The following is a 20,753-nucleotide window of genomic DNA, read 5'->3' as shown; positions in this document are numbered from 1 at the left end:
TCTTGGCAAAACTATTATCAAGTTTAAACGTTAGTTCTTACGACGTCTTACTTTCAGCGCGTGTGGCATCACACGTAGCTTTTTCATAATACTTGCAAGATGAACACGATCTTTGGTGGTCAGCAAGATAGTCACTGTGTACAGGCGTCCATCACGTTCTTCAGTTGAAATACCGTGAATGTTCGAGCCTGTTTTCGAGATAACGTTAGTTAACTCAGCCAGTGCACCTTGGTGATTCTGCAGATCAACCTGAAGTTCAGCAGTGAACTCTTGGTCGTAATCGTCAGACCATTCAACCGCCATGTATTTGTCTGGTTCTTTCTGGTAACCACGAACGTTTGGACACGTTTCACGGTGAACCACAAGGCCACGACCTGGCGATACATGGGCAATGATGTGATCATCTGGAATTGGGTGACAACAGTTAGCGAACGTCAGTAGTAGACCTTCAGCACCACGGATAGCCAATTTCTTCCTTGGTGTGTCGCTGTTGTTTTCCACTTCAGTCAGTTCGTCAGCATCACCCAGTAGACGACGAGCAATAACAATACTCATCAGCTCACCAAGACCAATCGATGCCAGTAAGTCTTCAACATTGTCTAGGCGAAGATCAGACAATACGTGGTCGATATTCTCTTGGCCGATATCGCCAATAGAGTGTTCGCCAAGTGCATGATTCAGTAGACGACGGCCTAGCGTGATCGACTCTTCACGACGCATCGTTTTCAGAACCTGACGGATCTTAGTACGTGCACGCGATGTCACCACGTAGTTGAGCCATGCTGCATTCGGGCGTGCGCCCGGAGCACTGATGATCTCAATGGTTTGGCCATTCTTCAGCGATTTGCTCAGTGGGTAAGGGTTCATGTCTACACGAGCACCTACACACATGTTGCCGACATCGGTATGTACCGCGTAAGCAAAATCGACCGCTGTTGCGCCCGCAGGAAGTTCGACAATGCGACCTTTCGGCGTGAACACAAAGATCTCATCTGGGAACAGATCAGACTTAACGTTTTCAATGAATTCGAATGAGTTACCTGCGCTTTGTTGCAGCTCAAGTAAGCTCTGCATCCAACGTTGTGCTTTAACCTGTGCGGTCGTGCCGTTGCTACTACGTGCCCCATTGCCTTTGTAAGACCAGTGCGCTGCGACACCTTTGTCTGCCATTTGATCCATATCTTCAGTACGAATCTGAACCTCAACGGGCACCCCGTGAGGGCCGATCATTGACGTGTGCAGAGATTGGTAGCCGTTGGCTTTTGGTACCGCAATGTAATCTTTCATGCGGCCAGGACGAGGCTTGTACAGGCTGTGAGCCTGGCCAAGTACGCGATAACAAGTATCTGGGGTATCAACCACCACGCGGAAAGCGTAGATGTCCATAATGGTGTGGAAGCGTTGTTCTTTGGTTTTCATCTTGTTATAGATGGAGAACAGGTTCTTTTCACGACCAAGTACGCGAGCAGGCAAACCGACTTCTTCAAGACGGCCTTCGATTTCGCTATGGATACGTTGGATCATTTCCTTACGGTTACCACGCGCAGCTTTCACTACGTTTTTAAGTACGCGATAACGGTTAGGGTAGAGGGCTTCAAAGCCCAACTCTTCTAGTTCGGTCTTGATGTTATGAATACCAAGACGGTGAGCCAGTGGAGAGTAGATCTCTAGGGTTTCACGAGCAATACGACGCTTTTTGTCAGGACGAAGTGCCCCAAGCGTACGCATGTTGTGAGTACGGTCAGCTAATTTGATCAAGATAACGCGGATGTCTTGCACCATGGCGAGAACCATCTTGCGGAAGTTCTCTGCTTGCGCTTCTTTGCGATCACGAAATTTAAGCTTATCCAGCTTAGATACACCATCTACCAATTCAGCAACAGTATTGCCAAATTTAGCCTCAAGGTCTTCTTTAGTGACATCACAGTCTTCGATGACGTCATGAAGTAAGGCTGCTTGCAGGGTTTCGATATCCAGACGCATTTCTGCCAGGATTCTTGAAACCGCTACAGGGTGGATTATGTATGGTTCACCGCTTGAGCGGGTTTGCCCTTCATGGGCGTCTCTCGCTACCACATAAGATTGACGCAGAGCCTCAATTTGAGGCTCTGTTAGGTATTCTTGGGCAACGTCTTTGAGGCTATCGAATAGATACAAATTAAAGGCCCGGAAGGTTAATTAGTTCGAATGGCGCTATTAGCGACTGTGAGCTAACGAGTGTGAGCGATGCTGCTTACTGCTGCAAGTTCAGCCGCTTCTTGCTCTTGTTGCTCTTGACGCTCACGAGCATCTAGTACGTCTTTAGTGATAAGACCTTCTTCGATTTCACGAAGAGCGATAACCGTTGGCTTATCGTTTTCTTCAGGCACTAGTGAATCTTTACCGCCAGTTTGCATTTGACGTGCGCGGCGAGCCGCAATAAGAACTAGGTCGAAACGGTTGCCAACTTTTTCAACAGCGTCTTGAACAGTTACGCGTGCCATGAGGACTCCAAATAGTAATTAACTAATAAATTTTTTATGACGAGAAAGTATACAAGTTTAACTAGATAGTTTCTAGTTCACCGTATACTTATCTCAATGGAAAATCCAGTTATACCAATCACAGTAAATAAGTGCTCAGAGATAGCGTCGGAAAAAAGTTTGAGAACAAGGAAGAATTTTTCGATAAGTAGTGACCCTACAATCAAAAATTCTAACGACGTTATCAGGCTTTTTCACAAGCTAGAATGACCAGTTGTTTACTACGATTGGTATCAGAGATTATTCCGCCAGTAGTGCTGTAAGCATGCCGCTGTATTTTGCTGCTTGCTTATCTTCTTTTAAGCGCTCCGCACGAATGATTGCTCTGAAGTCCATTAGGGCTGCATCAAAGTCATCATTCACGATCACATAATCGTATTCTGCATAGTGAGAAATCTCTGATTTTGCTTCGCTCATGCGTTTCGCAATAACTTCGTCGCTATCTTGACCGCGAACATTTAAACGACGCTCTAGCTCACCATTTGATGGTGGAAGAATGAAGACACTCTTCGCTTGAGGCATTTGTTCTCGGATCTGACGAGCACCTTGCCAGTCGATATCTAGGAATACATCGATACCGCGGTCTAGGTTTTCTTCAATCCAAACGCGTGACGTACCGTAGTAGTTGCCGAATACTTCAGCATACTCTAGGAACTCACCTTTACTAATAAGGTCTTCAAAATGATGTTTTTCTACAAAGTGGTAGTGAACACCATTTTCTTCACCAGGGCGCATACCGCGAGTGGTGTGTGAAACAGATACCTTCATTGCGTAGGTTGGATTGGTTTCTAGCATTGCTGAGATCAAGCTCGACTTACCTGCGCCACTAGGTGCAGATACGATGTAAAGAGTACCTTTGCCCATCTGTATATTTCCACTGTTGGTTGGATAGAGTGAAGGCGATAAACCGACACTATAAAAGATAGCACTGACCTTAATTGTTATACCGATGGCTGCATCTATAAAGGGATAACGAGTGAAACTAATAGAGACAACTGGTGAAAATTAGGTCAGAAAAATGGAGGCGAAGAGTAGCATATTTAGATGATTGAGAACAACTGACTTGATCGTTATTTATTAGCGAATGATCTTATCAAGGATCTTTGTATAAATGTAATGACTCATCATGTTCACTTTTTTATGTGATCTGGGCAAAATTTGTTGAAGTTTTAATCCCAACCCTTACAATCCGCGCAAACGATTAAATGCTGTATATGTCTAGGGTTAACAGACCCTACTTGACTAGATGTTTCTACTACCAAGCCTACCTTGGTGACTACAGTTTTTAGTGTAGAGACCTCTCTATTCTCACAGCATTTGAATCTCAAATTCTTAATTTATTGCAAAGGTTTTGTTGTGAGTACCGATTCCACCCTGAAAGCCCAGAACACCTCTGGCTCGCTTGATTCGATGTTTAAAATCACTGAAAGAAAAACCACGATTGGCACAGAGCTGTACGCGGGTTTTATTACTTTCTTAGCGATGAGCTACATTCTGGCGGTTAACCCAGCGATTTTGGGGGATATCCCAGGTATGGACAAAGAGGCAGTATTTACAGCAACCGCTCTGTCTGCCGCTATCGCAACGCTTATTATGGGCATTTGGGGCAACTACCCAGTCATGCTTGCACCAGGCATGAGCATGAACGGCTTCTTCAAAGGCTTATTATTAAGTGGCTCTGTTGCGGTGCTTTGGAATGAAGCGCTGTTTGGCATCTTCCTATCGGGTATCCTTTACCTCGCGTTCTCATTGACCAATATCCGTAAATCGATGATTGAGTCGATTCCTGAAGATTTGAAGTTGGCGATTACCGTGTCTCTCGGACTGTTCATTGCTTTCTTAGGCCTCAAGAATGCGGGCATCATTGTTTCTAACCCGTTCGTCTTGGTTGGCTTAGGTGACATTTCCGATCCGAAAGTGATCATCGCTTATGTGAGCATCTTCATTGCATTAGGCTGTATGGTTCGTGATATTAAGTTAGCAACCTTTATCTCGTTCGTTTCTGCTATTGCACTGACCATTCTTGCTGATGTCTTCATGGGCACTTCAAATGCACCAATCCCAGAACAGTTCATTGCTATGCCACCAAGCATGGCAGGTAGCTTCGGTGCTATTTTTGATTTCTCTGCTTTTACGCCAGAGAAAATGTTTGACCTCTTGTTCATCGTCCTTATTTTCCTGATTGTCGATTTCTTTGATGGCTTGAGCACAATTGTTGGTGTGGGCCGCGATGCAGGTATCATTGACAAAGACGGCAAGGTACCAAACGCAAAATCAGCGTTAGTCGCCGATGCGGGCGGTACAGTGATTGGTTCAATTCTAGGTACCACATCGATTACGGCTTTCTCTGAATCGGGTATTGCTTCTTCTCAAGGTGCAAAAACGGGCTTGGCAGCAGTCATGGTGGCGGGTCTGTTCTTAATCTCGCTTTTCCTATACCCACTTTTCTCTATCTTCTCGGCGGCAATGGTTGCGCCTGCGATGGTTGTAGTGGGCATCTACATGGTGGGTCGTCTTGGTCAGATTAACTGGGAAAAGAAAGAGTCACGTATTGCAGCTTTCTTCACTATCATGTTCACCGTACTAAGCTTCTCTCCTGCTAATGGTATGGCGATGGGTTTCATCAGCTACGCATTCACCATGGTTGTGGCAGGTAAGCGTAAAGAAGTACACCCGCTTATCTACGGACTGTGTGTGGTGTTCTTAACTTACCTAATCCTGCTATAAGCTTAATAGCGAAGTAACGTTTGTTAAGCAATAGTCGTTAAATAACAAACCAATAGATGGCTCTGCAGTGAAAGTGGGGCCATTTTTGTATCTGTTATCTCTTAGAATGCGCGACTTATATTGATGCATGCTATTGTAGAGGTTGGATTAATTATTTTTGAAGAGTGACTATGTCTTCTCACTTACCTAAGTCTTTTAGTAAGCCTTTCCTTAAGGTTTTCCACATTCTTGAAGCCGTTCTATTAGTGGCGATCACACTGGCGACACTGTTTGCCATGATGGAAGAGTTCATGCACGTCTTTGCTGAACGTCGAGTACAACTGACCGACATTCTGCTGATGTTTATCTACTTAGAAGTGCTAGCCATGGTTCAGCAGTTCGTGATGAACGGTAAGATCCCAGTGCGATACCCTATCTATATCGCGATGATGGCGATAGCACGTTACATTACCTTGGGTATGAAAGAGTTGGATGCGGTACTGATTGTTTGGTTATCTTTAGCGGCATTTATCTTAGCTGCAGCAACTCTGTTGATTCGAGTTGGTCACCATTACTGGCCATATGTCGATCTCAGAACTAAGCAGCCAGACGAGTAAATTTTTTGAGATCAAAATCTTACAAATCAAGCCCGGCGACCTAGCTGGGCTTGAAATAAAGCCAACCGAACAAAAAAACATCAATTATTTTCAAATAAAGCTTTACAACCGGGCCTAGATCACCAAGAATGGCCTCGCTCTGTTTTCAGAGTTATTAAATGAAACATCCAGTTGTAAAGTAAAACCCTTAGTATTGCTTCATTGTTATTCTCAGTGTTTCCCTTGGCTTCATAGATACATTAAATAATTCAAGCTTTCAGCGCATCGCACTTTTGGCGATTAATTTTTTATTTTTATATAAGGGACACATCATGTCTAACAAAACAAACGGCGTAGTAAAATGGTTTAACGAAGAGAAAGGTTTCGGTTTCCTAACTCAAGACAACGGCGGCGCTGACGTATTCGTTCACTTCCGTGCTATCGCATCTGAAGGTTTCAAGACTCTTAAAGAAGGCCAACAAGTGTCTTTCGAAGTAGAGCAAGGCCAAAAAGGTCTTCAAGCTGCAAACGTTGTAGCTCTATAAGATTTTAAGTCGGCGCAAGTTGCAATAGCAACTTGCGCCACTTTCTCCCTTAAATCTTTCCCCTTGTAATACCCCCCTCAAAATATTCTAAAATCCTTTGTTACATCCGCTTCTCTGTTTTATTTATAGCTGTATCTATCTCTATCTCTTGCTCCAAACAAATCTCCTGCGTAATAATCTGCTCACTTAGTCATCCTGATTGGCATTATTTTATCCATAAAAAAAGCCCCTAAAATTAGGAGCTTATCTTGATTTAATTAACACTGTTAGTTAATCAACACTGATTCAGCTAATGGCTATTCACAGCGTATTACTGACAAACTGTTATTCAATGTTCTGGATCTGAATGTGGATTTCAATATTTAAGTTGTTGTATTTAAAGTTTATTTGTTGTTTTTTTTGGTGGTTTTATTGATTTAACCACCCAATGCACTACCCAATAAGAATTTTACTTCCAATGATTTGACGCTTACTTATACCTCTGAAGCCACTCGAACGAGAGCCGCGCCATTATGGTCAAAATACTCAGTAGCTGTTCCTTTATAAAGGTTTGTGTATAGCAACCTTCTTAGCATATCTGGATCTTGCTGAAAAACCGTCATCCAAACGCTCCAAAAACCACTATCCTCTGCGTGTTCGATGATTTGCTCACGCATTTCTTCACTATCGCACGATTGTAGACGATCTCGTGCTCTAAGAGCTTTGTCCCATACAACTCTTCTTTTATTCCAACGGCGATCACTTGCTTCATGATCTAGGGATGGACGTTTTTTGAGCCCTACTAGTTCTATGAGAGCATCAATTTTTTCTCTGGTTGGAGAATTGATTGAGCCAGCTACTTCGACAATACCACCTTCTTTATAAGTCAGAGCTTTAAAAGTATTGTGAGTATCTGGCCAAACAAAATCAGCAAGAACGATATTTGCGTTGCCTTTATGTGAATTGCAATTTGTACATGCTAATAAGAAATTATCCCAATCAAGTAGTCTTTCTTGAATAATAGCACCGGAACCTTTTGGTTTTTTTGGCAAAACATGCTCAACAGCTAGATTGGTGTCTAACTGCATTTCACAATATGAGCAGTACTCACCAATCCGCTTGATCAAGTCACCTCTAGCTTTTTGGTATGTGCTGTATATCTTATCGACGCCATCTTTCTGGGGGACCGCTCCGCGGTTTACTGGTCTCATTTATTTTTATTCGACTTACCTAAGCCTTTAGCGAGCCGCTCCATTTCTAAAAATGCATAGTATGCGATGTCTCCACTTTCACTAAAAGGAGCGCTTAACTCATCTAATTCTGCTTTAAGTAATTCTTTTTCTTCTGGTGTTGCAGAATCGCTGCGCTCTAGAACTTGATAGTACTTCTTAGCTACTTCATACATTCTTTCTAAACGTGCACTTCTTGAAGGTATACCTACCCCCATTACATCTTCAACGATATCTTCGATACTACGCTCACTGTAGGTATTTTTTGGTGAGGGCTTAGCTATGCTTACTACTTCATCATTGTTACTGTCTAGCTCAAAATCTACAGGTAAGCACTCACCATTATTTAAGTCGATAACTTCCCCTCTTTTTAGGGACTGAATTATAAATGGAGAATGGGTGGACACTATAAATTGAATACTTGGAAATGCACTTCTTAGAGAAGTGATAATCTCTCGTTGCCACTTTGGATGTAGGTGCAGATCTATTTCGTCTATAAGGACAATTCCTGGGCTTGATTTAGCAGCGTCAGAACCCAAATGAGGATTTAGCCTTGCTGCTCGATGAGCTATATCTGCTACGATAGCTAACAGGTTTCGATAGCCGTCACTTAGGTTGTCAAAGCTATATAGTCGCCCGTCTTTAAACTCAACCATCAATTGCTGAAGTTCTATATCAAAATAAAAGCTATCACAGTCAGGTATACATGTCTTTACAGCAGATCTAACTGATTCTAATACATTGAATTTTTTACTTTTCTGGATGCTGGCTTGTTCTAATCGGCTGAACCATTTATAAAAAAGTCGATGATTGGATGCAGGATCTAAGCAATCACGATAACCTACCGTTCTAGAGTCTGGTTTTGATATTTTTATGTCCTGCTTTTTATGCCATAGCCTTCCTGTCCCATAGTAGGATAGTACTGGAAGGACTATTGAGTCACCATTTTCAACTTTTACACGAGCATCTCGTCCTGCTTTGGAGATCTTCTTCGCATTGATTCTGGTTGTTTTTCCACCTTCAGACGTTAGTGATCTTGACCAAGTAAATGGTTTACTTAGAGAATTATCTTTTGAAGTAGCTTCAGATAATGAACCAACACATGACACCTCAATACCATCAGCCCATTGTGGCTCTAAGCTAATGATTTCTCCTGATTTGATTTGTGCAATTCTAACTTCGTCTTTTCTAATGTGCCTTGCTGCTTGTGGGACTTTGAAGTCGAGTAAGTAGCTACCCATCATGATGGAAAGTGCATTGAGGATGGCGGACTTACCTGTAGCGTTATCACCAATAAGTACAGTCACATTCGTTTGAGTGTTGAAGCAAAATCGTGCATCAACAAATTTTCTATAATTTTTAAGGCGTAGTTCATGAATTTTCATACGATCACTCGTTGTCGACTTACAGTGCCATTCTTATATGGCAATTTTACTGCTTTTTTGCTGATTTCCCAACCACATACGACTAATTCTTAATGTCTATCTCTAACTTGAACTAAAAACACAGCATTTCTAAGATGACTTTTTTTACCTTTTCTTCATCGGCTAATGCCTTTATAACATCGTTTGACCAATCAAAATCTAAGTATGTTGCTTCTCTTCCGAGTAGAAGCTCAATTGTTTTTTCTTGCAGTGTGTAACTGTACTCTCCAAGTAGTTCAGATATTTCGTACTCATCCATAGCAAAAATCAAACCATCTTCATACCGACAATGCTTCACCGTAAGATGCAACCGCTTAAGCATGGCTGTTTCATAATCCACAGCGTTAAACGAGCTCTTATCCCACAAGAGATCTGCTAGTAGTGTAACTAAGCAAGATAGTTCATCGTAACCAAGATCACTATCAGATGTGCTAAAACCGTGTATTTCAGCAAGTGCTTTTAAGTCATTCAGAGTTTCTTGATGAAGATGAACTCTCTTCGTCTTTAGTCCAGATTGTTTGCGAATACGGTCTGCTTTCTTCCTACGCTCGTTAGCTGCTTTTTTCTGTTCTTCTTTCTTTTCTTCTTCTGTTTTTTCAGTATCCATTTTCTTCATTTTGTGAGGCTCACAAAAGTTATACACAACCACACTATGCCGTGAGACTCACAAAAATTCAATGAATAATTTCATACTTGTGAGTCTCACGATGAAGTGGTGGTTTTAATTGATTGATAGATATATGCTTTTTGACTGTGAGTCTCACGAGTTTTGGTGTTTGAGAGTGTTCTTTGTGAGTCTCACAAGGTTTGAGTTATGTTCGAATAGGGTATTTTTGAAAACTGTAAATCGAGTTGTGACATAAAAAATAAGGAGAATGTCATGACAGATTTAGGTTTGATTCGACGTGAAATGATTTTGGATCAGCTACGCATCTCTAACTCAACATTGTACTTGTGGATCTCTCAAGGGAAGTTTCCAGAACACACGAAGAAGTGTGGTCGTATAGTTTTTTGGCGAATCTCGGATGTTCAAAAATGGATTGATTCGTGTGATTCATCGGGAAAATGAGAGGATAGTAGAAAATGGAACTTCATGATTTTTTATACGATCTGAAGCTTGAAAATTGGGAATGGATATACGATGAACACCAAGCTTACGAGGAAGACATTTTTAGGATCGACACATTGAGATCTAGGGCAAATGATCTATTTCAAGTTCGTGGAAGAAGGTACACGAATGCGGATATGCATAACCTAGCGGATATGCTTGAAAACTGTATCGACGGAGAAGAATGTAGAAGCCCAGCTTGCAAACGCTGTACACGTCAGCATCAAATTGAGCATGTGACATCGATATTAGAAGCCATGTTAACTGAGCTAAATATGGGAACTAGTATACGCTACTGTGCTTTACATTTGGTTCAGTACTCTAGAAACATCGAGGCATACGAGTTTCTCAATTATGACGTTCAAGCAGATAAAGACCGTTTACGTAAATTGCTTTCTAGCAGCGGTATTGATGGTCCGGTATTAGGATCTTTAGAGATGGATTTTCATAAGTCACCGCAAAAATGGCTGAGTCACTACCATCTTTTGACCAAGCTAACAGGAAATGAACAAGCCTTAGGACGTCTTTCTGACAAAATAAAACGTCTTCACCCCGAGCATATTAAGAGTGGAGTTACTGCTCGTCCTTTCATGGTTCAAAAGATAGGTAATCCAGTAAAACAACTAAGTTACTTATGCAAATTAGGTTTTAACGAAGTTCGAGACTATAAAACGAATGGTTTTAGACGTTGTACTAAGAAGTACAGATTAGATACTTTACTATTTTGTGACTACTTATGTTGGATGAATGAACTAGGTAGAAGAAAATTCTTGTTTCAATATCGTGCAAGAGAATGGAAGAAGATAAAACGCTCCGAGTTTTGATTTCATCATTATCTCATAGAACCAAATATGGTTATGTTTTAAGTATTTAGACCTAACTTCTACGAAAGTAGCTTAACAACACTGCATTTTATTTAGCTTTAACCTAGAGTTTTAGGCGAAGAGGCAACGAGCTGGATTAGCTTTGACACTGTTAATCTAGCTTTCTAAGCACTAATTGCTAAACAAAATGCATATGCAGCCGATAGGTTAATTGTTCAGTTATTTCGTAGTTAATGAGGCTCATCTAGTTATGCTAAGCGTTAATACAAACATAGTTGCAATGAAGGGTTCACAAGGTTTACACCGAGTGATGAATAGTCACTCTGTTTCGATGGAGCGCTTGTCGTCAGGTATGAAGATTAATAACGCGAAAGACGATGCTGCTGGTCTTCAGATCTCTAATAGATTGCATGCACAGAGCCGTGGAATGGATGTTGCTATTCGAAATGCAAACGATGGTATGTCTATGCTACAGACTGCTGAAGGTGCGATGAATGAATATACCGAGAACCTAACTCGTATGCGTGATCTTACACTCAGATATGCCAATGGTTCTTTAGCAACAGAAGACCGCACTGCTATTAGTCAGGAATATAGCGCATTAAAGGATGAGTTAAACCGTATAATTCAAACAACTAGCTATGCGGGACAAAAGCTACTCAATGGAGAAAATTCTGAGCGCATGTTTCAAGTTGGAGCTAATGCAGGAGAGGCTATCAGGTTAACCATACCCGATTTTGAAAAATTTCAAGAGGAAGAAAATCAGGTAGCCTCCAAGATAACTAGGTTTAGAGCTGTTAAACCAAGCTCGTTAGAAAATTGGCGTGCTTTTACTGATTTTACTATCAATTTTGAAGTATTTGAAGGTAACTATACTCTTGATGGGAATGAACCTATATCAATAGAGTTACCCAAGGGCTCCTCTCTGAATGATATTGTGGATGAAATAAACGATCAACATGGTGACAAAATGAGAGCGTTTATTGATGAGGAAGATTTGTTCTTTGATAATGGCAGACTTGCTTCTAAAGGACCGAGGTTAAGCTATTACGCACTAGCTGATAATTCAAGAGTGCTGTGGCGGGGTATAGATGCACCTGCATATTTCGGTGGCCCATTTAGAGGAGAAGGAGGAGAGTACGCTGCTGACATCGAAGAAGAATCTTTCTTTGTTGTACCTGACCTATATGAAGCTTCAAGTACTGACACTGTCCTTGATAAACTTGATGCGGTATTACACCTAGTCGACTCGGAAAGAGCTAAGTTAGGAACAGTCCAAAATCGATTATCTCATGCCATAAATAACTTGTCCCAATCATCAGAGAATGTAGTAGCCAGCAAAAGCCAAATTCGAGATACGGATTTTGCAAAAGAAACCACCAATCTAACTAAACAGTCAATTCTCAAAGAAGTTGGGACGTCTTTGCTTGCTCAAGCTAAAGATTATCCTCGCAATGCGGTCAGCCTTTTGAGTTGAATTTACTTGATGTATGAATCGAGTAACTTGGATAGCTTATCCAAAGCACGTTTCCGCTCTTCTAAGAAGTCATGCTTATCATAAGTATCAATCTGCTTTCCCAGCTTATGATTCAAGCATCGTTCTGCAATATGTGGAGCAACACCACATTGAGAAAGCAGAGTTCGGAAAGTCCTTCTTAGATCATGTACGGTGAAAAGCTCCATTTCCCCCATTTTATTTGGTGGCTGCACTTTTCGTCCGGGCTCTCGTCCAAATAGCTTTGATATTGCTCTATTTAAGGTGTCTTTTCCCATGTGAGGGAGTTTGCTAGATCTTCTTGCTGGAAACACGTACTCAGATCCACAAGCTCTAATATGTAGCTCTTTCAGCCATGTCATTACTTGTTCAGTAAGTGGTATGGTTATTCCTCTTCCTTTCTTTGCTCTTTCATCAGGTAAGTGCCACAGTGCATTGTCTAGGTCAAACTCAGACCATCTAGCTTCTGTTAGCTCTGATTTTCGTACTCCGAGAGAAAGTAGCATAGCGCAAGCTAAATAGTTATCCCGCCCAAAGCTTGTTGCGTTTGCTTGGAAAATTTCAAAGGTTATTTGAATCTCATCAAGAGTAAGTTTGCGCTCTCTACTTGCTTCAACACCTCCTGCGTCATTCACAGAAAATGCCGATGCTGGATTTTTATCACTTAAACCTAGCTTAACGCCATGATTAAACAATTGTTTGCAATACATGAGCGTGTCATTGGCAACGGTAGGACGTCCACTATTTGCAACATTTCTTATGATTGTTCGGATATCAAGAGGGGTTACGGAAGTGATTTTTTTTCCGCCAATAATCGGTTTTATATCTCGTTGGTAGATCCTTTGAGGGATATTGGGATGCTTCAATCTGCTAGCTAGATCTGCATACCAATCTTCATATAGATGATTGACCAGCTTAATAGTTATGGCTTGATGCTGTTTGCGCTCTGCTAACGGATCCTCTTCATTACTGATTTTCTTCTTCAACTCTAATGCCTTGTATCGAGCATCAGCCAGAGAGAGGTGCTGAACCTTATCTATAGTCATCTCACGGCGCTTACCCATAATTGTATATCTGAGCATCCAATAAGCTTGACCAGATTTAGGAATCATCAGGTACAAGCCATCACCGTCACTATGACGACCAACTTTATTGTTGCTAACCAGAGACTTAATTTGGTTTACCTTTAGCTTTCCCATACCGCTATCCTGAGCAAAAAGAAGATATGCCAATAATAGCTTCCATAGTGGTGGGTAGTAAAGTGATGAAACTGTTGTTTAGGAAAGAGTTTTGATGAAGCTCTACCCATATCACTCCCCCAATAAAATGGGTAGTAATAGGATTTATTAGGACATGTTAGGAAAGATTTTGCCCATAAATATTTGCTTTTATTGGTATTTATGGGCTTATCAAGATCTGATAGGATTTTACTCAATATTCTGGATCTGCTCACGCATCTGTTCGATAAGAACCTTAAGCTCTACGCCCGATGCTGTGATGTCTGTGCTGATCGACTTAGACGCTAGCGTGTTTGATTCACGGTTGAACTCTTGCATCATGAAGTCAAGCTTACGGCCACAAGCGCCACCTTTCTTCAATACTGCATTGGCTTCTTTCACGTGAGAGTCTAGGCGGTCTAGCTCTTCTGCGACGTCTGACTTCTGTGCTAGCAGGATAAGCTCTTGTTCAACGCGAGAACCTTCAAGCTCAACTTTAGCTTCTTCAAATTTGTTAAGTAGACGCTCACGTTGCCATTCTAGGATCTCAGGCATGCGTGCACGAACTTTCACTACTTCTTCAGTGATCGCATCCAAGCGCTGAACGATGAGCGCCTTCATGTTTTCACCTTCACGAGCACGAGCATCAATGAACTCTGCAATCGCATCGTTGAATGCTTCTAGCAGGTCTTTGTTGATGGCATCCATATCTTGCTCTGGCGTTTCCATCACGCCAGGCCAGTTCATGACTTGGAATGGGTTCAAACGGCTGTTTTCACCTGTCATGGTCATAACTTGGTTAGCTGCATTAATGACTTGCTGAGCCAAACCTTCGTTGATACTTAGCTCACCTTTTGCCGCTGGGTTTGCCTCAAAGCGTAGGTTACATTCAACCTTACCGCGCGCTAGACGCTTACGGAAACGCTCACGTAAGATTGGTTCTAAACCACGGAACTGTTCAGGCATACGGAAGTAAGTTTCTAGGTAGCGTTGGTTTACACTACGGATTTCCCATACTGCTGTACCCCAATCGCCTTTTACTTCTTTACGCGCGTACGCGGTCATACTATAAATCATCGAATTTTCCTGTCTTTTATCATTCTGAAAATAACGCGCACGAATAGTATCACGATATGGTGTACTCCCGAAGCCTGTCGCTTTTCACTATCGATAGCCTTTGCGATAACTCCCCCTTTCATGGAGATTAGCTTTTAATGGCCAATCGCTTTTAATGAGCAATAGCGTTTAATGACTAATAGCTCCTAATAACCAATAGCTTCGAACAGTAAATAGATTTGAAAGGTAAACTGCTATATAATCTTGCCCCAATCAAAACTGTCTCACCCCTTTCTTAGGTGATGCACTCTTTCGATAGTTAATCACTTCAGACTGTTAATAAGGTAGATACCAATGCGTCCAAATGACCGCGCTGTAGATCAAATTCGTCCAATTAAAATTACTCGTAACTACACAGCTTATGCTGAAGGTTCTGTATTAGTTGAGTTCGGCAACACCAAAGTTCTATGTAATGCGACGGTAGAAGAAAACGTACCGCGTTGGTTAAAAGGCCAAGGAAAGGGTTGGGTAACCGCTGAATACGGTATGCTTCCACGTGCAACGCACACTCGTAACCGTCGTGAAGCGGCGAGCGGCAAGCAAGGTGGTCGTACGATGGAAATCCAACGTCTGATCGCTCGTAGCCTACGTGCTGTTGTTGACCTGAAAGTACTGGGTGAAATCATGATCACTGTCGATTGTGATGTTATCCAAGCAGACGGCGGTACTCGTACTGCTTCTATCTCAGGTGCAAGCGTTGCGATGGCTGATGCTATCAACAGCTTATTAGCAAGCGGTAAACTGAAAAAGAACCCAATGAAAGGCCACGTAGCGGCAGTTTCAGTGGGCATCGTTGGTGCACAAGCATTGTGTGACCTTGAGTACGTTGAAGACTCAGCAGCCGATACCGACATGAACGTTGTCATGACGGAAGACGGTAAGATGATTGAGATTCAAGGCACCGCAGAAGGCGAACCGTTCAGCCACGAAGAGCTGATGCAGCTTTTAGCTCTGGCGAATAAGGGCATTGCCGATATTGTTGAAGCGCAGAAGTCGGCGTTAGCAGAATAGTTTTTAGATAGCTCCCATTTGGGGGCTATTTTTTATTTTCATCATATATAACTCTACACCTGTGTTAGCTACAATTTTTCACCCTAATCACATAGGTCCCCTATGCTCATAGGGCTGAAAAACCTTGCTGCCTTGTTGTAGTGCTATCTATTTAGAAAATACATCATCGTTAGCTTTCGAAGTGTTTGGAAGTTAGGAATTGGAAAGTAAATTAATTTAGAGGATGAGCATGAAAGCATATCAACGTGAATTTATTGAATTTGCACTAGAGAAAGAAGTACTTAAGTTTGGTGAGTTTACTTTAAAGTCTGGACGTAAGAGCCCTTACTTCTTCAATGCTGGATTGTTTAATACAGGTCGTGACTTAGCGCGTTTAGGTCGCTTCTACGCAGCAGCATTGGCAGATTCAGGTATTGAGTTTGACGTACTATTTGGCCCTGCGTACAAGGGCATCCCAATTGCAACGACAACAGCCGTAGCATTGGCAGATCACCACGATGTGGACACGCCTTACTGCTTTAACCGTAAAGAAGCGAAAGACCACGGTGAAGGTGGCAATCTAGTTGGTAGCGCACTTGAAGGCCGCATCATGCTGGTAGATGATGTGATCACTGCAGGTACTGCAATTCGTGAGTCGATGGAAATCATCCAAGCGAACGGTGCGGATTTAGCGGGTGTGCTTGTTGCTATCGACCGTCAAGAGAAAGGCAAAGGCGAGCTGTCTGCAATTCAAGAAGTTGAACGCGATTTCGGTTGTGCAATCATCTCAATTGTTAGCCTAACTGACCTTGTGACTTTCCTTGAAGAGAAAGGTACAGATGCAGCACATCTAGACGCAGTAAAAGCGTACCGCGCTCAGTACGGCATCTAATAGAGTTTGTTATAGCTATAGAATGCACAAGGGGCTGATGAATCATCAGCCCCTTTTCTTTTGGTTCAATTATTTATAGCGACCACTCTATTTATAACGAATACCGCGTTCAGCTTCTGGATCTTCCATTGTCTTGAAGCGCTTGTGTAGCCACATCCATTGTTCTGGTGCTCTTAAGATAATCTTCTCTAGGTAGCTGTTCATGTAAGCCGCCGCCGCTTTCTCATCTTTTTGCGGATAGTTATCTTCTATCGACTCGTCAGCCATGATCTCATACTTGCCATCGGCATTTCTAAAGCCAGAACCCGGTACAAGGGCACATCGGCTGGTGTACGCAAGAATGCTGGTGCCTGTGGTGGTACATGCATCTTCTACTGCGAAGAAAGGCACAAATACAGACTTATTACGGCCGTAATCATGATCCGGTAGGTAGAAAAGGATCTCCCCCTGACGCAGGATTCGAATCATACGCTTCACGTCTTTACGGTGAATCAGGCGATTGCCGTTCTGAGTTCGACCTCTGTATTGAATGAATTCATAAGCCGGATTGTTGTGTGGGCGATAAACACCTAACCCAGAAATACCCAGTACCGCCATTGCTCGCGCGGTGATCTCTAGGTTCAAGGCATGTACACAACATAGTAGAACACCTTTACCGTTGGCTTTGTGTGTACGCAGCGTTTGGGTGTCTTTATCCACTAGGATTCTTTTGAAGCGCCACGTTGGCCAAAACCAGGTAATACCGGTTTCGATCAGTGCCATGCCGGTATTTTTAAAGTTTTCACTGACCATAGCCGCGACTTCGTCTGCTGGCTTATCTGGGAAGGCAAGTTCTAAGTTACGTGTTGCCACAGCTACACGCTTTTTACCATAACGAGCGCCCAAAGAACCTAACGATCGGCCTAACAGCAGTAAGAGGCGATAAGGGAGAACGTTAACGATAAGCGCCAATAACCCAAAACCGAACCACACTCCCCAATATTTAGGGTGGAGCAGCGCCAGAGTAAAAGGTGGCTTAGTAATAACGTGTTGTGCAGTGCTGTTTGTCGGAGAAGTTTTCGTCGTCATAACCATCACTTAGAATTTGATTGCTACTTAATTTGATTGTTACTTAATTTGAGCGCTTAGCAGAGCCCAATAAGCATCAAAGTTTTCTGTCGGTTGATATTTGAAGTCTGAGCGAACAAATCGATTCAAGCTGCCTTCAACTTGACCGAGCAGCTGAGCGGCTAAGATTTTCTCATCAACCGGGAATGATTTCCCTTCACGAAGCTTTCTTTCACGCAGGATCTGGCGAAGTTGCGTCTCAATGCGTTCGAAAAGTTGGTTGATGCGATCACGCAGGCGTTCATTTTCAAACATTAGAGCATGGCCCGATAAAATTCGAGTCAGGCCTGGGTTACGTTCTGAGAAAACTAAGATAAGTTGTAGCACTAGGCGTATGCGCTCTAGCGTGTCTTTCTCTTCATCCAGAATGCGGTTGATTCGAGACATCAACGCTTCTTCAATGAACTCGATTAGGCCTTCAAACATGCGAGCTTTGCTTGGGAAGTGGCGGTATAACGCAGCCTCAGAAACACCCACTTGCTTGGCCAACTTTACCGTTGTGATACGAGAAGCACCTTCGGTCGATTCCAACATTTGTGCGAGAGCTTGTAGGATTTCTTCACGACGGTTTGATTTTCGAGCACCAGCCATCTATTTACTTCCTTTCCTAAAGATGAGGATTGAGTGAAGAAGGATTATAAACACCATTCAATTCTGTTTCCTAGTTTTGTAAGCCCTAGGTCAACAGAATCGAGAGGTGTCAGCAGATTGTCAGAGCAAATTTGTGCGTTTATGCATCAATAAGCTGTTGGATCTGATCGAGGATCTGGAAACCAAGGGTGTCTTTGCTATCCAACGGCAGAGATTTATCGCCACCTTTCCAATAAAGGTGCAGCTCATTGTTACTGCTATTGAAGCCTTGGCCTTCGACAGACACATCATTGGCGCAAATCATGTCGAGGTTCTTTCTTTCTAACTTACCGCGCGCGTATTTTTCAACATCTTGCGTTTCAGCCGCAAACCCAACAGTAAATGGGCGGTCTTCAGTCATTGCAGCAACAGAAGCGACGATATCAGGGTTCTTAACCATTTGAATGGTCATGTCGTCTTTACCATCAACCTTTTTGAGCTTTTGGTCTGCGATGGACTCAGGGCGATAATCGGCAACCGCGGCGCAGCTGATGAAAATATCGTGTTGAGAAGCGCTTGCTGTAACCGCATCAAACATCTGTTGAGCGCTGTCGACATCAATACGAGTCACTTGGCTTGGTGTCGCAAGTGATACTGGGCCACTGACTAGCGTCACCTTTGCGCCTTGTTTAGCCGCCGCTTCAGCCAGTGCATAACCCATCTTGCCTGAGCTGTGGTTGGTAATGTAACGCACAGGGTCAATGGCTTCACGAGTCGGGCCAGCAGTAATAAGTACAGAACGGCCAGCAAGCGGTTTAGGTTGGAAGAAGTCTTCACAAAGGTGCACCAGCTGAATAGGTTCTAGCATGCGACCCATGCCGACATCACCACACGCTTGCTCACCAGCCGCAGGCCCCCAGATCTCACAGCCACGACGTTTTAGCGTTGCGATGTTCTCTTGAGTGGCAGGGTGGCTGTACATCTGTTGGTTCATTGCTGGAGATACCGCAACTGGCGCATCGGTTGCTAAAACCAAAGTGGTCAGTAGGTCGTTACCCATGCCTGCTGTCATACGTGCAATCAGGTCAGCCGTTGCTGGTGCTAATAATACCAAGTCAGCCCACTTTGCGAGCTCAATGTGTCCCATGGAAGCCTCAGCAGCAGGATCAAGCAAACTATCAGACACTGGCCTTCCTGAGACGGCTTGCATGGTGAGGGGAGTGATGAACTCCTTGGCTGCATTCGTCATGACGACCTGTACTTGTGCTCCGCGTTCAATGAGGCGGCGAGTCAGTTCGGCACATTTATAAGCAGCGATACCACCACTAATGCCAAGTAGAATTTTTTTCCCTGCTAGGCCTTGTTGGTCAGCGTTACTCAGTGGATTAACCTGTGTTTGCATGATTCTGTTCCTTAATTTTTCTGCGACTTACGATATCAGAACAAAGGATGAGTGCCTAGAAGCAGAACCGGAACAGATTTGACGCTCATCAAATTGGTGTTATCAAACTTATCAATTACATGGTTTTGCTAGTGACTCGTCCACTTCTATCTCTATCGAAGGATCTCTTATTACGATCTCATTAGGGTGGTGGGTCGTGTTCATGACCAGTGATTAGCTTTTATATGCCAATAGATAAAATACCTGCCGAATCGATGCCGAGAGAAAAGCTATTAAATAGAGGGCCTGATTCTTTGAGTGATGCGGAACTGCTTGCGATATTTCTGCGAACGGGCACACAAGGGATGAACGTTTTAGAGTTATCTGACAAGTTGATCAAAGATTTTGGTTCGTTGCGCCAACTTTTTTCTGCAACCGAGGAAGAGTTTTGTGCTCATAAAGGGATGGGGCAGGCCAAGTATGTTCAGTTACAAGCTGTGTTAGAGATGACGCAGCGCTATCTCGCAGAGACTTTATCTCGAGGTGATGCACTCACTAGCCCGAGTCATACAAAGCTTTATCTTTCGAGCATATTACGCGACCGCCAGCGAGAAGCCTTCTATATATTGTTCCTCGATAACCAAAATAGGGTAATAAAAGATGAGGTAATGTTTGAAGGAACCATCGATGCCGCATCAGTTTACCCACGAGAAGTGGTTAAACGGGCACTTCATCATAATGCGGCGGCATTAATCTTAGCGCATAACCATCCTTCTGGAGTCGCGGAGCCAAGCCAAGCCGATAGGAGAATTACACGCAGATTAACCGATGCATTAGCGCTGGTGGACATCCGAGTTCTCGACCATTTTGTGGTTGGAGACGGCGAAGTTGTCTCTTTTGCAGAGCGTGGATGGATTTGAAGATGATGCTTGTGCAATCTCGTGTCATTAGGAGTGAGTAAAGCAAGAGCTCACGAGTAGCAAAGTGGCCTATTTTCCTTCACTCAATCTTATGATAAATTACTGTTTATATACACAGCATAGGGCTGAGGT

Annotated in this window: 20 protein-coding genes; 9 read left to right on the top strand and 11 right to left on the bottom strand. The window is 43.0% G+C overall.

Going from position 1 to position 20,753, the window contains the following annotated elements; genetic code table 11:
• Positions 1 to 30: 30 nt before the first annotated feature.
• From spoT to gmk, 3 genes are all read right to left on the bottom strand, one after another.
• Entirely contained in the window at positions 31 to 2,157 is a 2,127-nt protein-coding gene (gene spoT, locus OCW38_RS14285; protein ID WP_010433627.1) for a bifunctional GTP diphosphokinase/guanosine-3',5'-bis pyrophosphate 3'-pyrophosphohydrolase, read from the bottom strand.
• A gap of 53 nt (positions 2,158 to 2,210) precedes the next feature.
• Positions 2,211 to 2,483: a DNA-directed RNA polymerase subunit omega gene (rpoZ, locus tag OCW38_RS14280; RefSeq protein WP_009848003.1), complete on the bottom strand. Its 273-nt coding sequence runs from the start codon at positions 2,481 to 2,483 to the stop codon at positions 2,211 to 2,213.
• A 279-nt stretch (positions 2,484 to 2,762) separates the two neighbouring features.
• Positions 2,763 to 3,386, bottom strand: coding sequence for a guanylate kinase (gmk, locus tag OCW38_RS14275; protein WP_010433632.1), 624 nt, complete (start codon positions 3,384 to 3,386; stop codon positions 2,763 to 2,765).
• Positions 3,387 to 3,878: 492 nt separating this feature from the next.
• Here gmk and OCW38_RS14270 point away from each other — a divergent pair, with 492 nt between their 5' ends.
• The 3 genes from OCW38_RS14270 to cspE all read left to right on the top strand — a co-directional run bounded on the left by OCW38_RS14270 (position 3,879) and on the right by cspE (position 6,369).
• Positions 3,879 to 5,249 (top strand): NCS2 family permease, encoded by a 1,371-nt coding sequence (locus OCW38_RS14270; protein WP_261894621.1) that lies wholly within the window; start codon positions 3,879 to 3,881, stop codon positions 5,247 to 5,249.
• Positions 5,250 to 5,419: 170 nt separating this feature from the next.
• Positions 5,420 to 5,845, top strand: coding sequence for a phosphate-starvation-inducible protein PsiE (locus tag OCW38_RS14265; protein WP_010433639.1), 426 nt, complete (start codon positions 5,420 to 5,422; stop codon positions 5,843 to 5,845).
• Between the two features lie 311 nt (positions 5,846 to 6,156).
• Positions 6,157 to 6,369, top strand: a complete 213-nt coding sequence (gene cspE / locus OCW38_RS14260; protein ID WP_004735656.1) for a transcription antiterminator/RNA stability regulator CspE — start codon at positions 6,157 to 6,159, stop codon at positions 6,367 to 6,369.
• Positions 6,370 to 6,842: 473 nt separating this feature from the next.
• On the opposite strand, the gene OCW38_RS14255 is transcribed toward cspE, so the two are convergent.
• From OCW38_RS14255 to OCW38_RS14245, 3 genes are all read right to left on the bottom strand, one after another.
• Entirely contained in the window at positions 6,843 to 7,559 is a 717-nt protein-coding gene (locus OCW38_RS14255; protein WP_102306035.1) for an HNH endonuclease, read from the bottom strand.
• On the bottom strand, positions 7,556 to 8,962 hold the full coding sequence (locus tag OCW38_RS14250) for an AAA family ATPase (RefSeq protein WP_102306036.1): 1,407 nt from the start codon (positions 8,960 to 8,962) through the stop codon (positions 7,556 to 7,558). The genes OCW38_RS14255 and OCW38_RS14250 overlap by 4 nt, the downstream gene beginning before the upstream one ends.
• Before the next feature lie 112 nt (positions 8,963 to 9,074).
• Positions 9,075 to 9,608, bottom strand: a complete 534-nt coding sequence (locus OCW38_RS14245; RefSeq protein WP_261894618.1) for a hypothetical protein — start codon at positions 9,606 to 9,608, stop codon at positions 9,075 to 9,077.
• 273 nt (positions 9,609 to 9,881) lie between these two features.
• On the opposite strand from OCW38_RS14245, the gene OCW38_RS23060 reads away from it, so the two are divergent.
• The 3 genes from OCW38_RS23060 (at position 9,882) to OCW38_RS22995 (ending at position 12,410) form a co-directional block, all read left to right on the top strand.
• The gene (locus OCW38_RS23060) at positions 9,882 to 10,070 is read left to right on the top strand and encodes a helix-turn-helix transcriptional regulator (RefSeq protein ID WP_102306038.1); all 189 of its coding nucleotides are present in this window, start codon (positions 9,882 to 9,884) and stop codon (positions 10,068 to 10,070) included.
• Between the two features lie 14 nt (positions 10,071 to 10,084).
• On the top strand, positions 10,085 to 10,933 hold the full coding sequence (locus OCW38_RS14240) for a hypothetical protein (protein WP_102306039.1): 849 nt from the start codon (positions 10,085 to 10,087) through the stop codon (positions 10,931 to 10,933).
• A 250-nt stretch (positions 10,934 to 11,183) separates the two neighbouring features.
• Positions 11,184 to 12,410: a flagellin N-terminal helical domain-containing protein gene (locus OCW38_RS22995; protein WP_102306040.1), complete on the top strand. Its 1,227-nt coding sequence runs from the start codon at positions 11,184 to 11,186 to the stop codon at positions 12,408 to 12,410.
• Positions 12,411 to 12,412: 2 nt separating this feature from the next.
• Here the strand turns inward: OCW38_RS22995 and OCW38_RS14225 are convergent, their stop codons facing one another.
• Positions 12,413 to 13,627, bottom strand: coding sequence for a tyrosine-type recombinase/integrase (locus tag OCW38_RS14225; RefSeq protein WP_025441156.1), 1,215 nt, complete (start codon positions 13,625 to 13,627; stop codon positions 12,413 to 12,415).
• Positions 13,628 to 13,855: 228 nt separating this feature from the next.
• On the bottom strand, positions 13,856 to 14,722 hold the full coding sequence (locus OCW38_RS14220) for a YicC/YloC family endoribonuclease (protein WP_016768955.1): 867 nt from the start codon (positions 14,720 to 14,722) through the stop codon (positions 13,856 to 13,858).
• Positions 14,723 to 15,055: 333 nt separating this feature from the next.
• On the opposite strand from OCW38_RS14220, the gene rph reads away from it, so the two are divergent.
• Positions 15,056 to 15,772, top strand: coding sequence for a ribonuclease PH (rph, locus tag OCW38_RS14215; protein WP_010433734.1), 717 nt, complete (start codon positions 15,056 to 15,058; stop codon positions 15,770 to 15,772).
• 229 nt (positions 15,773 to 16,001) lie between these two features.
• Positions 16,002 to 16,643 (top strand): orotate phosphoribosyltransferase, encoded by a 642-nt coding sequence (pyrE, locus tag OCW38_RS14210; RefSeq protein ID WP_026084102.1) that lies wholly within the window; start codon positions 16,002 to 16,004, stop codon positions 16,641 to 16,643.
• A gap of 87 nt (positions 16,644 to 16,730) precedes the next feature.
• On the opposite strand, the gene lpxL is transcribed toward pyrE, so the two are convergent.
• From lpxL to coaBC, 3 genes are all read right to left on the bottom strand, one after another.
• Complete coding sequence (gene lpxL, locus OCW38_RS14205; RefSeq protein WP_050619726.1) at positions 16,731 to 17,711, bottom strand: LpxL/LpxP family Kdo(2)-lipid IV(A) lauroyl/palmitoleoyl acyltransferase; 981 nt, start codon at positions 17,709 to 17,711, stop codon at positions 16,731 to 16,733.
• A gap of 39 nt (positions 17,712 to 17,750) precedes the next feature.
• Positions 17,751 to 18,341, bottom strand: a complete 591-nt coding sequence (gene slmA / locus OCW38_RS14200) for a nucleoid occlusion factor SlmA (protein ID WP_017063086.1) — start codon at positions 18,339 to 18,341, stop codon at positions 17,751 to 17,753.
• Positions 18,342 to 18,480: 139 nt separating this feature from the next.
• The gene (gene coaBC, locus OCW38_RS14195; protein WP_261894612.1) at positions 18,481 to 19,722 is read right to left on the bottom strand and encodes a bifunctional phosphopantothenoylcysteine decarboxylase/phosphopantothenate--cysteine ligase CoaBC; all 1,242 of its coding nucleotides are present in this window, start codon (positions 19,720 to 19,722) and stop codon (positions 18,481 to 18,483) included.
• A gap of 224 nt (positions 19,723 to 19,946) precedes the next feature.
• Between coaBC and radC the strand changes: the two genes are divergently transcribed.
• The gene (radC, locus tag OCW38_RS14190; protein WP_261894610.1) at positions 19,947 to 20,621 is read left to right on the top strand and encodes a RadC family protein; all 675 of its coding nucleotides are present in this window, start codon (positions 19,947 to 19,949) and stop codon (positions 20,619 to 20,621) included.
• Positions 20,622 to 20,753: the final 132 nt, after the last annotated feature.

The sequence above is a fragment of the Vibrio cyclitrophicus genome, from assembly GCF_024347435.1.
GTDB lineage: Bacteria > Pseudomonadota > Gammaproteobacteria > Enterobacterales > Vibrionaceae > Vibrio > Vibrio cyclitrophicus.
This window is presented reverse-complemented; position numbering and strand designations above follow the sequence as displayed.